This is a genomic window from Extibacter muris (genome assembly GCF_004345005.1).
GTDB lineage: Bacteria > Bacillota > Clostridia > Lachnospirales > Lachnospiraceae > Extibacter > Extibacter muris.
Window position 1 is genome coordinate 26,898 of sequence record NZ_SMMX01000024.1, and the last position, 15,482, is coordinate 42,379.

Below are 15,482 nucleotides of genomic sequence, written 5' to 3' on the forward strand. Positions count from 1 at the left end.
ATCAGGAAAAATCAAGGACAAAGGATACGAATCTCATGGAAAACTTAAAAAACAGCTATCTCGATTACAATTATACCGTGCTCGCCCCTCTCCAGGAGAAGGAGCCGTGCACCACTTATCTCGTGAAAAATGCTTCCAGCGGTGCGCTTGCCGTCAGAAAGCAGGTGTCCGGCGCACAGTTTCCCATCTATCAGAAGATGACCATACTGGACCATCCGAATCTCGCCCGGCAATATCATCATCTCCACAGATGCCGTCCTGAAGCTCATCGACTTTGATATATCAAGGACGAAGAAAGAAGACCGGAACCAGGACACGACGATACTGGGCACCGCGGGCTTCGCGGCTCCGGAACAGTTCGGTTTCGGCCAGACGGATGAACGCACGGACATCTATGCGGCAGGCGTGCTGCTGAACGTTCTGCTGACAGGATCCCTCCCTTCGCAGAAGCTGCCCAAGGAACTCTTCTACCGGAGCATCGTGGAACGGTGTACGGCTATCGATCCGGACGCCCGGTACCAGACCGTCAGAGCACTGGCCGCTGTACTGGACAGGCGCATCCTTCCGGGCGAAGTGCCGTTTCTGTCAAAAGAAGCGGTCGCGTCCACCGGCTGGATTCGTTTCTTTCCCGGATTCCGGACACGGAAGCCATGGAAGATGGCCGTGGGCGTCTTCGGATATATGATTATGCTCTACATAGGCTACCGCACTGCGGCTGCCCCCTTGAGCAGCGGCAATACAAGGTTTGAAATGTGGCTGTATTCCATCTGGTTTTTGTATGTGCCATGGGCGATCGTGACCGACTGGGGCTATTACACGAAACACTTTTCGGTATTTAGCAGCATGACGCGTGCAAAAATAACAGCGGCGAAAGCAGGCCTTCTATTCCTGTCCTTCTCCGCCTGTATCTTCTTCTTGATGCTGCAGCTCTTGTTTTTTCCATAAAAAGATCCGTGTATGCTCTGTGCATACCAATATAAAAAAGAACTTCTGTATAGTAATGGCAGAAGTTCTTTTTGGTTATTCATCCATATAATTTAATAGCAATTTTGTCAGATTCACCACCATCTCTTTTTCCTTAGGTGTCGCGTCTGACAAAAGGTTCATCCAGATATCCCTGTAGGATGACTGTTCCTGGCTTATGGATTCCTGAAGAAGATAATCGACAGTAACACCAAGACAATTCGTGATATTTATAAGGCTGTCCAGCGTCAGTTTCCGCTCCCCTCTCTCAATCTGCCCGATATACGAGGTGGAGAGGTTCACTTCTTCCGCCAGCCGTTCTTGGGTCATATTCAGTTTCAAACGTTCTTCTTTTATTCTTCTTCCAAGTGCTACGTAATCCATATGACAACCCTCACATCCTATTACTGCAATTTTACATCGATTATTTTACAGTTGTAATATGCCAATCGCATTATATCAGTATGCTCATAGCATTATTACAATTGATAAAATATATACTTGCTGAACCGACAAAGTTCAACAAGCCACAAAAACTAAACTATCATACTAGAAAGAGGAGGGGAGATTATGAATCCGGACAAAAAAAACAAGCAGCAAAAAGGGGCCCTCGCCACCGGACGGCTGGTCACAGGCATCATTTCCATCGTGCTCTTTGCACTGATATCGTTTCAGTCCTGTGCCGCGGGGCTGAGCAATGCTCTGGAGCAGAATAATGCGACAAGCGGTACCGCGGGGCTGCTGCTGGCATTCGTTTATCTGATTGCAGGCATCATCGGCGTTGCGACGAGAAACTCTGCCGGCGCCGCAGGACCTGCCGTCTGCAGCGTGTTCTACTTTATCGGGGCGGCTCTGACTATCGGGACAGGCAGTTCCTTTGGCGACCTGCCTGTCTGGGGCTTCATCGCCTGCGCGTTCGGCATCGTATATGTAATTGCCGCGGTAAAGACAAAAAAAATAACAATTAAAGATCGGCTTTGAAGGATTCATGGACTTATATTTCAGCGATAATGAGTTTACCGTCATAGACGAAGGCGGCGAGGTGGCGTCCACCTATCCGCTGTCCATCTCCAACTATCCGCAGGAGACGCCCGTCGGAGCCAAGTGTACAGGCGTACAGGCGGCATACGGACTCAAAACAGAGAGTTCGTCCATCACGATAACGGTCACACAGACAGACAGTAAGCTGAAAGAAGAGAAAGCAATCTTTAAGCTTGCCCTTCAATAAAATGACGGCCCGGAGCATATTGCCCCGGGCCGTATCTTCTGGCTGACTATTCTACATGAGCGGTGCGAACAGCCGCAGCACCTGTCCCATGATCTTGGTCAGCATCGTCCGCTTCTTCACTTCCATCAGCGTCACCTTGTGGCATTTTACAAGCGTCCTCTGGAAATCCCGTTCAATCTTGTCCACTTCTGAATTGTTATAGATGAATACGCCGCATTCAAAATGAAGATACAGGCTTCTATAATCCAGATTAATCGTACCGACGGTCGCGGTGTCATCATCCGATACGAATATCTTGGCATGTACGAACCCCGGCGTATACTCATATATCTGCACGCCGCCCTCGATAAGCTCTTTATAATAAGTCTTGGCGACGGCAAACGCGTACCACTTGTCTGGTATATGCGGCATGATGATGACAACCTCGATTCCGCTTTTCGCGGCACGGGTAAGTGTCGTAATCATCTCATTGTCGATGATGAGGTAAGGGGTCATGATATGCACATACTTCTTGGCATGGTTCAATATGTGGAAATAAACTTCCTCCCCTACATTTTCATCATCAAACGGGCTGTCCCCATAAGGGATGACATAGCCGAGCTCCCGCCTAAGCCCCGGCGTCTTCTCCGTCAGGTACTTGCTGTAGCCTTCCGCGCGCCGCTCATCCACGTTCCACATCTGCAGGAACATCATCGTAAGGCTCTGCACCGCGTCGCCTTTCAGCATGACCGCAGTGTCCTTCCAGTGGCCGAACCGGACCTTTTCATTGATATACTCATCCGCCAGGTTCACCCCTCCGGTAAATCCCACCATCCCGTCGATGACACAGATCTTCCTGTGGTCTCGGTTATTCTGTACCGTAGAGAGGAACGGCTTCACGGGGCTCACCATCTTGCACTTGATTCCATATCTGCGTATCTGCTCCGGATAATTGTACGGAAGCATCGAGATGGCGCACATGCCGTCATACATGAACCGTACCTCGACCCCCTCCCTTACCTTATCCTTCAATATCTCAAGGATCGTATTCCACATGTGCCCTTCTTCCACGATAAAATACTCCAGGAATATGAACTTCCTCGCTTTCTTCAGCTCGGCCGCCATCGCGCGGAACTTGTCCTCGCCCAGTGGAAAATACTTCACCTGCGTATTCCGGTAGGTCGGAAATCCGAGCTGGTTGGACAGGTAGTAGGCAAGCTGCGCATTGGCAGACCGGCTCGCCCAGATGGCATCCACGATATCCTGATCCTGTTCCATATACGGAGCCGTCTCAAGCCTGAGGTGGGCAAGCCGGTGCTTCATGTACCGTGTACCGAACTGGGTCTTAACGTACAGGTAGAACAAGGTGCCAATGACAGGCAGCGCCAGCACGCAGAGCATCCACGTCATCTTGAACGCCGGATTCCCCTCTGAATTGATGATATATATGAGTACGATGATACCTAATATGGTAAATGCACCGTATATATATGCCATATATTCTGTCAGATATATCGTAGTTCCTATGAACACGCCTATCTGCAGCATAAGCAGCAGAAAGATGATGCCCATCCTGCTGAATATAATCCTGAACAGGCCCTTTTTGGCCGTACCCGGTGCTTCATTCTGCATAAATCCGTTACTTCCTTTCTTATCTCGCTATCTGTACAGTTTAACATACTTTTTTTCTGTCTACAATACAGATGAAGGTCCCCTTTTTACCAAAAAAGAGACCTTTTCCCTTTCCTTTTTCAGCAAAAAGTATTACAATAAGGGATAGTATATGAATGTAAAATTCAGGAAGGAGTTACGATTATGTCTAAATGGGGTAAGAGAATACTGGGACTGGCCGCAATTGGCAGTGCTATCGCCGGGCTTGTCTATTATTTTAAGAAGAAAAACATCTGTGATGAGGAAGATGAGTTTGAAGATGATTTCGAGGACGAGGACTTCGACCTTGACACTGACTTGAAATCAACCGCAGACCGGGAATACGTACCTTTAAATTCAACAGGAAAGAATGAAGAAGACGCTTCTTCTGACACCGAAGAGAAGTAATATACAGTTATCAGTCCCGGCCCATTCTGCCATCAGGCAGGGCGGAAGGGGAAAAAGAGCTGCCGGCTGTCTGCCGGCGGCTCTTTTTACGTTACGTCTTCCTTCTCCTCAAGCAGCTTCCTGCTCTTCCATTTCCCGCTTCTGATTCGCACATATGAAAATATCGCTCCGATGCCCCATCCAATCGGTATGGACCACCAGATTGCGCTTGAACCTAATCAGTACCATCAGAAGGCTCGCCTTATATCCTTCCTCTACCCGTTCGTCCTTACCGGCACCGATATTCTGGGCCGTGTAGCTCGACATGGCATTGGAGAAGCAAGCCGATTGCACCAAGGGCAATCACAGCCGTAAATACCGTCGTCTTCATCTCTTTGATCTGCCCCGCCCCGAAAAGCTGTGATATGACAACCGTGCATCCCATGGAGAGGCCGGCCGCTATGGCTACGGACAGGAATACGACCGGAAACGAGGAACCGACTGCTGCCAGTGCATCCTCGCCCACAAACTTTCCTACCACCATCGAGTCTACCATATTATAGAGCTGCTGGAACAGGTAGCCAAGCACCATCGGCATCGCAAAAAAAAACAGCAGCTTAAGTAGCCTGCCGTTCGTGAGATTCTTAACCATTCTTTCTTCCCCCAATCTTTTTCTTGTACTCCACCACATTTTGGGAGATACTGTTTATTTCCAGCAGCCGGCAAGGATGTGGACTGCTTCCTTGATCTGTTCTTCCGTCAGGTTCGCATAGCCAAGCAGAACCGTATGGCTCGTCTCCTTCGGGTACCGTATCATATAATCGGAAAGCCCATATACGCGGATGTCCTTCTCCTGCGCCCTCCGGATCAGTTCCTTCTCCGTAAGTCCGTTGGCAAATGTCAGGAGCAGATGCACTCCCGCATGTTCTCCTGATATCGTACATATGTCAAGAAGCGGCTTCAGTTCTTCGATCAGGACATCATGACGGCTCTTATACAGCGCTCTCGTCTTGTTGAGATGACGTTCATAATATCCCTCTTCGATGAACTTCTGCACGATCAGCTGATCCACTTTGGAAACGGTCGAATTGACGAACCTGCTCTTCTTGTCGTACACGTCCAGAAGCGGCTCAGGCAGTACCATATAGCTCAGACGGATGGCAGGCGCTATCGATTTGGAGAATGTGCCGAGATAGATGACTTTTCCGTCTGCATCATAACCCTGCAGCGCCGGAATCGGCTTCCCCTTATAACGGAATTCACTGTCATAATCATCTTCGATGATGTAGCGTTCCACACGTTCCTGTGCCCATTTGAGAAGCTCAAGCCTCCGTCGGATTGGCATCACCGTACCGGTCGGATACTGGTGCGATGGGGTCACGTACGCCACATCTGCCCCCGAACGCGCCAGCTCCGGGATGCACATGCCGTTTTTGTCCATCCCTACGGAGACCGTCTCATAGGACAGGCTTCTAAAGAGGCGGTATGCCTGCATGTAGGCAGGATCCTCGAAGGCAACCTTATGCCCGGGCCCGAGCACCGTACTGAGCAGCATGAGGATATAATCATTCCCCGCCCCTACGACTACCTGCTCCGGCGTGCAGTTCACCCCGCGCGCCTGGTACAGGTAGCTGCATATGGCACAGCGGAAGCCGTATTCGCCCTGGGAATTGCCGGAACGGAACAGCTCCGTCCTGTCGTCGGTAAGAATCTCTCTTGAAAGCTTTCTCCACACATTGTACGGAAAGCTCTTCAAGTCTACCCCGTTCGGCGTAAAATCATACCGGTATCTCCTCTGCTCCTTTTCCTGCCGCTCTGCCTGCGGCTTCGCTTTCCTGATGGAATACAGCTCTTCGATCTCGGATACGAAGAATCCTCTGCACGGCCTTGATTCTATATAGCCTTCCGACAGGAGCTGCTCGTATGCCAGCTCTACCGTGCTCCTGCTCACTTCCAGATGCCTGGACAGCGACCTTGTGGAAGGCAGCTTCTCCCCGTAAGCGATACGTCCTGTCTGGATGTCATTTTTGATATAATCATATATCTGTTCATAGAGCGGAATTTTGGAATCGCTCTTCAGGTTTATCGTCAGTTTATTCATAATCGTCTATTTTCGTCTATTTTGGCAGCTTGAAGGAGCTCTTAAGGGATACGATCCTGTTAAACACCAGATGCTCCGGCGAAGAATCTCTTGAGTCGATACAGAAGTATCCGTTCCGCACGAACTGGAAGCTGTCACATCCCTTCGCACTGCCAAAGCTGTCTTCTACATAGCAGTTCTGAAGCACTTCCAGGGAATTCGGATTCAGGTTCAGCGACCCGTCCTCCTTGTTGTATACCCCTTTTTCTTCATCTACGAGGTTCTCGTACAGCCGTACTTCCGCCGGCTTTGCATATGGCGCCGCAACCCAGTGGATCGTCCCTTTTACCTTGCGTCCCGTAAATCCGGTTCCGCATTTCGTCTCCGGGTCATATGTGCAGTGCACGACCGTCACATTGCCGGCTTCGTCTGTCTCATAACTCTGGCACGTGACAAAATACGCATGCATGAGCCTTACCTCGTTGCCGGGAAAGAGACGGAAATATTTCTTCGGAGGTTCGACCATAAAGTCATCCCGTTCTATATACAGTTCCCGGCTGAACGGCACCTTGCGCGTCCCAAGCTCCGGATTCTCCATATTGTTGTCCACGTCCAGGTATTCCACTTCACCTTCGGGATAATTGTCGATGACAAGCCGGATTGGATCCAGCACCGCCATCATGCGCGGCCTTTTGAGCTTCAGATCTTCACGGATACAGTATTCCAGCATCGCATAGTCGACAGAGCTCTGGCTCTTGGACACGCCGCACATCTCCACGAACATCTTGATGGATTCCGGAGTGAAGCCCCTTCTTCTGAGCGCCGCTATAGAGACGAGCCTCGGGTCGTCCCACCCGTCTACGATTCCGTCCTGCACGAGCTTCTTGATATAGCGCTTTCCTGTCACCACATTAGTCAGGTAGAGCTTCGCGAACTCAATCTGGCGCGGTGCCGGATCGAATCCGCACTCCTTAACCACCCAGTCGTACAAGGGCCTGTGGTCCTCAAATTCGAGCGTACAGATGGAATGGGTTATCTTCTCTACCGCATCCTCGATCGGATGGGCGAAGTCATACATCGGGTAGATGCACCATTTATCCCCCGTATTGTGATGTGCCATTCGTGCCACCCGGTAGATGACCGGGTCGCGCATGTTGATGTTCGGAGAGGCCATATCGATCTTCGCCCTGAGCACTTTTTCCCCGTCTTTATACTCGCCGTTCTTCATGGCCTCGAACAGGGCAAGGTTCTCTTCCACAGTGCGGTCCCGGTAAGGGCTGTTCTTCCCCGGCTCTGTCAGCGTACCACGGTATTCCCTGATCTCTTCGGCGCTCAGGTCACACACATATGCCTTCCCTTTCTTAATCAGCGTGAGCGCACAATCATACATGACATCGAAGTAATCCGATGCAAAATACAGGTGCTCCTTCCAGTCTGCTCCGAGCCACTTCACATCTTCCTTGATAGACTCCACAAATTCCGTGTCCTCTTTCGTCGGGTTCGTATCGTCGAACCTGAGATGGAACGTGCCGTCATATTTCTGAGACAGCCCATAGTTAAGCAGAATGGATTTGGCATGTCCGATATGGAGATAACCGTTCGGTTCCGGCGGGAATCTCGTACATACCTCCGAATATACTCCCTCCGCCAGGTCTCTATCTATCTCCTGTTCAATAAAATTCTTGGAAATCATCTCTTCTCCCATTATTAATCCTCCTTATGGATACAGTAGCATTTGTGTTCCTTATCTTATCATAAAACAGCGGGCAGAACAAGGTCGTTCATTCACGTTTTTGGATGGGCATCCAGTTCCCTTTCCATGCATACAGCAGGATGAGGACGGCTCCTACAAGCCAGGACAGCGGATAAGCGGTCATGACCCAGTCGAGCTTGTGTTCGATGGCAAGCGCCCCCCATATCCAGGCCACCCGGAAGATGCAGAGGGAGAAGAGGAATACGAGCATCGTCTCCATCGTCTTTCCCGTCCCACGTATCGTGCCGGACAGTACCTGCAGTATTCCGAGCAGCCAGTAGAACGGGCAGAAGAACCGCATGATATATACCCCGTATCCAACTACGTCCGGGTTCTTCGTAAATACGCCTATGACCTGAGGCGCAAAGGTAAGCAGCAGTATACCTGTCAGAATCGTATAGATGACACCCATCCCGACCGAGACGAACATGCCCCTCTTCACCCTGTCATATCTGCCGGCACCTACGTTCTGCCCTGCAAATGTGGCAGCCGCCATGCCAAAGCTCAGCACCGGAAGGATATTGAATCCGTCTATCTTGATGTAGGCGGCAAATCCTGCCATCGCCACAGCCCCGAAGCTGTTGACGCTGGACTGGACGATAACGTTGGAAAATGAGATGACGATATTCTGTATTCCGGTCGGAAGCCCGATCCTTATGATCTTGGACAGCAGATTGTCATAAAAGCGGATTTCCCTGATGTTCACATGATATACTTCCTTGCTCCTGACAAGGTATAATATAATGAAGATACAGGACAGAAGCTGGCTGATATCCGTGGCAAGCGCGGCACCCACGATTCCCATCTTAAGCACGATGACGAACAAGATATCAAGTATGATATTCGATAACGCGGCTATCATCAGGTATACGAGGGACCGCTTGGAATTGCCGACCGCATTCAGGATTCCTGCGGACATATTGTAGATGACGGAAAACACGATTCCGCCGAAATACACCTGCAGATAGATGACCGCCTCTCTGAACACTTCCGCCGGTGTCCCCATAGCCCTCAGGATGACGGGGGCCAGCAGGATCCCCGCCACGGTCAATATGACGCCTGCCGCTATGGATATGGCAACGGTCGTGTGCACTGCCTTTTTCAAACCCTTTTCATCCCTCGCCCCGTAGAACTGCGAGATGACTACGCCCGCGCCCGCCGAAGCTCCGATACAGAACCCTATGAGCAGGTTGATGATGGAAGAGCTGGATCCGACTGCCGCCAGCGCCTCGCTGCCGATATAATTACCCACGATGATGGAATCGACCGTATTATACAGCTGCTGGAACAGGTTGCCCAGAATAAGCGGAATAGAGAAGAACAGCATCTCCTTCCATATAACTCCCTCTGTCATAACTGTTGATTTTCTCATTAGCCTTCGCCCTCTCTCATAACAACGAAAAAAATACTCCCTGAAAGGGAGTAATCAAGCTGTCTAGGGGACTTGAACACTTTGACAGCTCATTTACAACAAATAATCCACACACATTACATGATTGTATTTTCATCTTTGCTATGATATCATTTATTCACGGAGCAATCGTGTACAACAAGGTGGTAGCCTCCCATACTTTACAGAAGAGGGGAGGTGGTGCGTATGAATACATACGAAGTTCTCAGCCTTTTATTTTTAGGCGGTACTTTTCTCATCGCACTGCTTGCCTACATAGATAGGAATAACAAGCGAAAATAAAAAAGCCTACCTTTGTACTTGGCGGTATAGGTAGGCTTTTTGCCAACTAGAGGCTAACCACTTTGTGGGCGGTTGCTCCTACTTCTATGATTATTATAGCATAAATTCTTTGAATGTAAAGCTTCTTTACAACATAAATGAAAGAAAGGCCTCTCGAAGATGTATTCCCTGTAAAGCCCTTATTTCCGATGTTTTGAAAGCTGTCTAGGGGACTTGAACCCCCGGCCTCCGCCTTACCAAGGCGACGCGCTACCGACTGCGCCAAGACAGCATACATGTAATATGCAACGTTAATAATATACAATATCACATGACTGTTTGTCAATATCTTTTAACTATTTTCTTACTTCGTCTCTTCCCTGGCCAGAATCTTCTCCGTCTTATTCTTGATGCGCTGCAGGGCATTATCGACCGTCTTCGGGCTTTTGTCGATCAGCTTGGCAATCGTGCGGTAATCCGTCCCCATCAGATGCAGATAGAGCACCCTGCTCTCCAGATCGCTCAGCTGTTCCTCCAGCTCGCTCTCCAAAAGCGCAACATACTCCTTGCTCAAAAACAGCTCCTCCGGGTTGCTCTCTCCCCCCGCCTCCATCGTCTCCAGCAGGGAGCCCTTTTCATCCTCCTGGTCGTAGAGCGATATATAAGAGTTCAGCGGACTGTGCTTTTTCCGGCGGGACGCCTCGATGGCAGAATACATCTGCCGGGTGATGCACAGCCTTGCGAAGCTGAAGAAAGACGCCTCCTGTTCCACGTCATAATCTTCCACCGCTTTGAACAGGCCGATCATCCCCTCCTGGATCAGGTCGTCGTTTTCACCGCCGAGAAGGTACATGGCGTTCGCCTCTTTCCGGACGAGATTCTTATACTTGTCCATAATATAATCGACAATCGCCTTTTCCCCGCCCCTCAGGTTCCGGATCAGCTGTTCGTCTGTCATCTTCTCATAATCGGACATAACCACACCTCTCTATTTCTGCAAGCGCTGCCTTACGATTTCATAGGCGAGCACTCCTGCCGCCACCGATGCGTTGAGGGAATCTATGTCACCCTTCATCGGGATGCCTGCCGCAAAATCGCACTTTTCCTTTACAAGACGTCCGACCCCTTCCCCTTCGCTGCCTATCACGAGGCCAATCGGGCCGGTGAGGTTCAGGCGGTACATAGATTCCCCGTCCATATCTGCACAGACGAACCAGAGCCCCTTTTCCTTCAGCTCTTCCATCGTCTTGGACAGGTTCGTCACCTTCGCCACCGGCGTGTAGTTCAAGGCTCCCGCGGATGTCTTTGCCACAGTCGCCGTAAGCCCTGCCGCCCGGCGCTTTGGAATGATGACTCCGTGGGCGCCGGCCAGATTGGCCGTACGGATGATCGCGCCGAGATTGTGCGGATCTTCGATGTTGTCGAGCACGAAGAGGAACGGGTCTTCCCCCCGCTCCCGGGCAAGGGCGAGCATGTCCTCTACTTCCGCATACTCATAGGCCGCACCATAAGCGATGACCCCCTGGTGCTTCCCTGTCTCCGACATCTGCGAAAGCCGTTCTTTTGTCACGAAATTCAGCACCGTATCGTGCTTCTTCGCCTCCCTTACGATAGTGCGGACAGGGCCGTCCTGGCATCCATCGAGGATGAACACCTTATCCACCGGCCTGCCTGAGCGGAATGCCTCCAGCACCGCATTGCGCCCCTCGATCATCAATTCATTTACCTGACGTTCACTCATTTGTCCTCTCCTTTTATACTGTCAAGCCCCAGCTTGACGAGTTCCATCATCCGCCTGTAATCCTGCCTCAGATACAGATACCCCATCAGAGCCTCGAAGCCGGTGGCCCGCCTGTAGTCTGCCAGCGTCTGGTTCTTGGCCGGCGATACGCTCTTGGTGTTCCTGCCCCTTCTATAGATCGTATGCTCTTCTTCCGTCAGCTGGTCCTGAATCGTCCGCATCATCCGGGACTGGGCGGATGCCTGCACATAGGAGCTCGTCTCCTTATGCAGCTTGTTCACCTGCCGGTTGCCTTCATTCACTACAAGGCTCTTGATTATCAGATCAAAAATACTGTCACCAATATACGCCAAAGTAAGAGGTGAATACTCGTTCATATCCACCTCTTTCATCTGAAAAGTCTCGCGCATATATGAATCAAACTGCCATTCTATGCCTTTTTCCATTTTACTCCTTCACGTGTGTCTTCTAATATAATGCCTTTCTCAAGCAGCTCGTCGCGTATCTCATCCGCGCGTGCGAAGTTCTTTTCCTTACGCGCGGCCTGACGCTTGGCAATAAGCTTTTCTATGTCTTCTTCCAGCATATCCTCTTTTTTGTCAACAATCAACCCCAATACGTCCGTTAATTTGACAAGCCGTCCGAACAGCGCCTGCAGATAGGCTCTGGAGCTTGCCCCGTCTGCCGTCGTGTTGATATATTTGACCAGATCGAACACTGCTGCAACTGCATCAGCCGTATTGAAGTCATCCTCCATCGCGGCCTCGAAGCCTTCTACGAACGCTTCTGACTTTGCATACGCCTCCTGTTCCTCTGCGGACATCTCTTCGTTCTTCGCATTGCCCATGAGGAACTTCAGGTTATCCGCCGCATTGACGATACGCTCCAGTCCGTTCCTGGATGCTTCCATCAGGTCGGCGCTGAAGTTGAGCGGACTCCTGTAATGGGCGCTCAGCATGAAGAACCGAAGCACCTGCAGGTCATATTGTCCGCTGATCTCCCTGACCGTGCGGAAATTGCCAAGAGATTTGCTCATCTTATGGTTGTCGATGTTGAGGAATGCATTGTGCATCCAGTATTTCGCAAATTCCTTGCCGTTTGCCGCCTCACTCTGGGCAATCTCATTTTCATGATGAGGAAATACAAGATCCTCGCCGCCTGCATGGATATCAATCTGCTCTCCGAGATACTTCCTGGACATGACGGAACACTCGATATGCCATCCGGGACGTCCGTCGCTCCACGGCGAATCCCATGCCGGCTCCCCTTCCTTCTTCGGCTTCCAGAGTACAAAGTCAAGCGGGTCTTCCTTCTCCTCTTCACCTGTGACCAGCAGAGAACGTTCCCCCGTACGCAGATCATCCAGATTCTTGTGGGAGAGCTTCCCGTAATCCTTGAAGCTTCTCGTACGGAAGTACACGGTACCGTTCTTCTCATACGCATAGCCTTTCTCGATAAGGTCGCCGATCATCTCCACCATGCCGCATATCTCTTCCGTAGCCAGCGGATGCTTCGTGGCCGGTTTTACATTCATGCCTTCCATATCCTTCTTGCACTCTGCGATATAGCGTTTGGATATCTCGTCCGCGGACACCCTCTCTTCAATCGCTTTCTTGATGATCTTGTCGTCCACGTCAGTAAAGTTGGACACATAGTTCACATCATATCCTTTATATTCAAAATATCTTCTTACCGTATCGAATACGATCATCGGCCTTGCATTGCCGATATGGATGAAATTATAGACCGTGGGGCCGCACACGTACATCTTGACCTTTCCTTCCTCCACTGGTACGAATTCTTCTTTTTTTCTTGTAAGCGTATTAAACAGTTTCATATTATTCCTTTTCCTCCTCATCCAACACTTCTATATTGTCTTCCCGCATGCACCTCATGCGCTTCTCCATCTCCTGAATCTGCCGGTGCATACGGATATTGTCCTTTTGCAGTTCCCGGATATCGTTGCTGATAGGATCCGGCAGATGTACCTGATCCATATCTACACGCGGTATCCTCTGGTCTCCCATCTTGACTACCCTGCCGGGCACTCCCACCACCGTACAGTTGGGCGGCACTTCCTCAAGCACGACCGAACCGGCTCCAATCTTAGAGTTCTCTCCGATCGTAAAGGAACCGAGTATCTTGGCGCCCGCGCTCACCATCACGTTATCCCGCAGCGTCGGATGCCGCTTGCCCTGTTCCTTGCCGGTACCGCCCAGGGTCACTCCCTGGTACAAGGTGACGTTGTTGCCGATTTCCGTCGTCTCTCCGATGATTACGCCGCTGCCGTGGTCGATGAAAAACCCCTTGCCGATCCTCGCGCCCGGATGGATCTCTATCCCGGTCTTCCTGGCCGCACGCTGGGAGATCCACCGGGCCAGGAAAAAGTGCTTTTTCCGGTACAGCTTATGGGCGATCCGATATCTCAATATGACCTTGAAGCTCGGATACAGGAACACTTCCATATTCGATTTGATGGCAGGGTCTCTCTCCCTGATTACTTTCACTTCTTCTCTTACATAAGACAGTATACCCATAATAAACACCTCTGAAATAAAAAATGCCCCGTCTCTTAACATAGATTAAGAGACGGGGCATGCCCGCGGTTCCACTCTTATAGAAGCGTACGCTTCCACTCGAAACACGTAACGTGTGCTACCCGTGTCCGGCTACCCGTTTCACCGGTTCGCCGGACAGACTCCCGAATGCACTTCACACGCCCTTCCCTCAAAGCTGCTTTCAGCCAGTGACAGCCTCTCTCTGTTAGTTACGCGACATGTTACTCTTTTCGTTCCCTGTCTTTACCATATATATCATATAATATGAGAAAAAGCAGTTTTTGTCAACACTGCTTTTTTCATATCCTTATTCATTGCTTCTGCACCAGGCTGCCGCATTGATTGCGGCCACCGCACCGTCCGCAACGGCCGTCGCCGCCTGCCGCACCTGTTTCGCGCAGATGTCTCCTGCCGCATACACGCCGGGAATACTCGTCATCTGCCTGCCATCTGTCACGAGATAGCCGTCTGACTGGTCGAGTTCAGGATACAGGCCGGTGTTCGGCGTGGATCCGGCATAGATAAATACGCCGCAGCCGTCACAACAGATCGTTTCCGTCTCTTTGGTATGTTCATCTCTCAGCTTCAGGATCTCTACCCGGCCGTCGCCCTGAAGCTCTGCAAGCCTCGTATGCAGGCGCAGCTCGATGTTTCCGGCTCTCGTTACCTTCTCGGTAAATTCCGGGATTGCTCCGAGCTGATCCTCAAAATGGATTATCGTGAGCTTCTTCGCATACCCGGCCAGAAACAGCGCCTCCTTCACCGCTCCGTCGGCGCCGCCGACGACAAAGATGTCCCTGCCTTCGTACTCCTTTGCCGCCTTCGCCGCATTCATTCCGACTCCATGCCCTTCCAGTTCCGCTTCTCCAGGTATCCCGAGCTTCTTCGGCGTAGTGCCTGCGGCTATGATTACTGCTTTCGCCTCATAGTTTCCGCTGTCCGTCGTAATCTTCTTCACATCTCCAGCCAGTTCGGCGGATACCACTTTCTCATTGCGTATCTCGATCCCATAGGATTCCGCCTGCTTCTTCAGCCGCTCTGCAAACGACGCGCCCGTCTCTCCCTCTATGATTCCTGAGTAGTGGGTTACGGTCGACACGCCGCCGAGCCGCCCTCCTACTTCCTTTTCTTCCAGGACGACCGTATCAAGCCCCCGGCTCGCCGCATAGACCGCGCTGCTGATTCCCGCAGGTCCCGCACCTATGATACATATATCATACATAATCCTTACCTCGCTCGTATTATATAGTAGTAGTGTTTATAGACCCTCTCCAAGGTCTTGATACTATATTTTCATAACCATTCTTTACCTTTTCTACAGGTACGGCTATGATATTGGAGATACTGTGGACTGGTGTCACCTCGCTACCACCTGATGGTTTCAGAAAGTGTCCAGCCACAGTCTCTTTGTTTGATTGTTAATCAGTTAGATACCGCATGACGGTTTATTTAGAACGAGTTCACAACTGCG

At 50.7% G+C, this 15,482-nt stretch carries 18 protein-coding genes, 1 tRNA gene, 1 pseudogene and 1 other annotated feature; of the genes and pseudogenes, 6 read left to right on the forward strand and 14 right to left on the reverse strand.

All coding sequences use genetic code 11. The features are described 5' to 3' along the window. Nucleotides 1-35: 35 nt before the first annotated feature. Together E1963_RS17725 and E1963_RS17730 are read left to right on the forward strand one after the other, a co-directional pair. Nucleotides 36-278 (forward strand): hypothetical protein, encoded by a 243-nt coding sequence (locus tag E1963_RS17725; protein WP_132280931.1) that lies wholly within the window; start codon nt 36-38, stop codon nt 276-278. A 1-nt stretch (nt 279) separates the two neighbouring features. Beyond that, nucleotides 280-945, forward strand: coding sequence for a serine/threonine-protein kinase (locus E1963_RS17730; RefSeq protein ID WP_243117796.1), 666 nt, complete (start codon nt 280-282; stop codon nt 943-945). A gap of 75 nt (nt 946-1,020) precedes the next feature. On the opposite strand, the gene E1963_RS17735 is transcribed toward E1963_RS17730, so the two are convergent. Beyond that, nucleotides 1,021-1,347 (reverse strand): helix-turn-helix domain-containing protein, encoded by a 327-nt coding sequence (locus tag E1963_RS17735; RefSeq protein WP_132280937.1) that lies wholly within the window; start codon nt 1,345-1,347, stop codon nt 1,021-1,023. A gap of 186 nt (nt 1,348-1,533) precedes the next feature. On the opposite strand from E1963_RS17735, the gene E1963_RS17740 reads away from it, so the two are divergent. Beyond that, nucleotides 1,534-1,944 (forward strand): hypothetical protein, encoded by a 411-nt coding sequence (locus E1963_RS17740; protein WP_132280940.1) that lies wholly within the window; start codon nt 1,534-1,536, stop codon nt 1,942-1,944. A 7-nt stretch (nt 1,945-1,951) separates the two neighbouring features. Continuing rightward, nucleotides 1,952-2,191, forward strand: a complete 240-nt coding sequence (locus tag E1963_RS17745; protein WP_132280943.1) for a hypothetical protein — start codon at nt 1,952-1,954, stop codon at nt 2,189-2,191. A 51-nt stretch (nt 2,192-2,242) separates the two neighbouring features. Here E1963_RS17745 and cls read toward each other — a convergent pair whose 3' ends face one another. After that, nucleotides 2,243-3,802 (reverse strand): cardiolipin synthase, encoded by a 1,560-nt coding sequence (gene cls, locus E1963_RS17750; protein WP_132280946.1) that lies wholly within the window; start codon nt 3,800-3,802, stop codon nt 2,243-2,245. A gap of 183 nt (nt 3,803-3,985) precedes the next feature. Here cls and E1963_RS17755 point away from each other — a divergent pair, with 183 nt between their 5' ends. Then, nucleotides 3,986-4,228 carry a hypothetical protein gene (locus E1963_RS17755; protein ID WP_132280949.1) on the forward strand — a complete coding sequence of 81 codons (243 nt, stop codon included), beginning with the start codon at nt 3,986-3,988 and terminating at the stop codon, nt 4,226-4,228. Nucleotides 4,229-4,336: 108 nt separating this feature from the next. Here E1963_RS17755 and E1963_RS19485 read toward each other — a convergent pair whose 3' ends face one another. The 5 genes and pseudogenes from E1963_RS19485 to E1963_RS17775 form a co-directional block, all read right to left on the reverse strand. Next, nucleotides 4,337-4,534 (reverse strand): hypothetical protein, encoded by a 198-nt coding sequence (locus tag E1963_RS19485; RefSeq protein ID WP_145964202.1) that lies wholly within the window; start codon nt 4,532-4,534, stop codon nt 4,337-4,339. 7 nt (nt 4,535-4,541) lie between these two features. Continuing rightward, nucleotides 4,542-4,859: pseudogene (locus E1963_RS17760) on the reverse strand (MATE family efflux transporter); the annotation flags it as partial. Nucleotides 4,860-4,913: 54 nt separating this feature from the next. Next, nucleotides 4,914-6,308 carry a MocR-like pyridoxine biosynthesis transcription factor PdxR gene (gene pdxR, locus E1963_RS17765; RefSeq protein WP_132280952.1) on the reverse strand — a complete coding sequence of 465 codons (1,395 nt, stop codon included), beginning with the start codon at nt 6,306-6,308 and terminating at the stop codon, nt 4,914-4,916. A 16-nt stretch (nt 6,309-6,324) separates the two neighbouring features. After that, nucleotides 6,325-7,992, reverse strand: coding sequence for a glutamine--tRNA ligase/YqeY domain fusion protein (locus E1963_RS17770; RefSeq protein ID WP_132280955.1), 1,668 nt, complete (start codon nt 7,990-7,992; stop codon nt 6,325-6,327). Between the two features lie 76 nt (nt 7,993-8,068). Beyond that, nucleotides 8,069-9,394, reverse strand: coding sequence for an MATE family efflux transporter (locus tag E1963_RS17775; protein ID WP_330570884.1), 1,326 nt, complete (start codon nt 9,392-9,394; stop codon nt 8,069-8,071). Between the two features lie 243 nt (nt 9,395-9,637). On the opposite strand from E1963_RS17775, the gene E1963_RS20860 reads away from it, so the two are divergent. Then, a complete protein-coding gene (locus E1963_RS20860) occupies nt 9,638-9,733 on the forward strand; it encodes a putative holin-like toxin (protein WP_233441568.1) in 96 nt (31 codons plus the stop codon). Nucleotides 9,734-9,931: 198 nt separating this feature from the next. Here the strand turns inward: E1963_RS20860 and E1963_RS17780 are convergent. From E1963_RS17780 to E1963_RS17810, 7 genes are all read right to left on the reverse strand, one after another. After that, nucleotides 9,932-10,004: transfer RNA gene (locus tag E1963_RS17780), tRNA-Thr, on the reverse strand. A 72-nt stretch (nt 10,005-10,076) separates the two neighbouring features. Then, entirely contained in the window at nt 10,077-10,688 is a 612-nt protein-coding gene (locus E1963_RS17785; RefSeq protein ID WP_132280961.1) for a sigma-70 family RNA polymerase sigma factor, read from the reverse strand. A 12-nt stretch (nt 10,689-10,700) separates the two neighbouring features. Next, complete coding sequence (rlmB, locus tag E1963_RS17790) at nt 10,701-11,453, reverse strand: 23S rRNA (guanosine(2251)-2'-O)-methyltransferase RlmB (RefSeq protein WP_132280964.1); 753 nt, start codon at nt 11,451-11,453, stop codon at nt 10,701-10,703. After that, nucleotides 11,450-11,899, reverse strand: coding sequence for a Mini-ribonuclease 3 (locus E1963_RS17795; protein ID WP_132280967.1), 450 nt, complete (start codon nt 11,897-11,899; stop codon nt 11,450-11,452). The genes rlmB and E1963_RS17795 overlap by 4 nt, the downstream gene beginning before the upstream one ends. Next, entirely contained in the window at nt 11,884-13,290 is a 1,407-nt protein-coding gene (gene cysS / locus E1963_RS17800) for a cysteine--tRNA ligase (protein ID WP_132280970.1), read from the reverse strand. Before cysS ends, E1963_RS17795 begins: the two co-directional genes overlap by 16 nt. 1 nt (nt 13,291) lies before the next feature. Beyond that, a complete protein-coding gene (epsC, locus tag E1963_RS17805; protein ID WP_132280973.1) occupies nt 13,292-13,990 on the reverse strand; it encodes a serine O-acetyltransferase EpsC in 699 nt (232 codons plus the stop codon). A 45-nt stretch (nt 13,991-14,035) separates the two neighbouring features. After that, nucleotides 14,036-14,258, reverse strand: a binding site (T-box leader). Nucleotides 14,259-14,318: 60 nt separating this feature from the next. After that, complete coding sequence (locus tag E1963_RS17810; protein ID WP_132280976.1) at nt 14,319-15,233, reverse strand: NAD(P)/FAD-dependent oxidoreductase; 915 nt, start codon at nt 15,231-15,233, stop codon at nt 14,319-14,321. Nucleotides 15,234-15,482 lie beyond the last annotated feature (249 nt).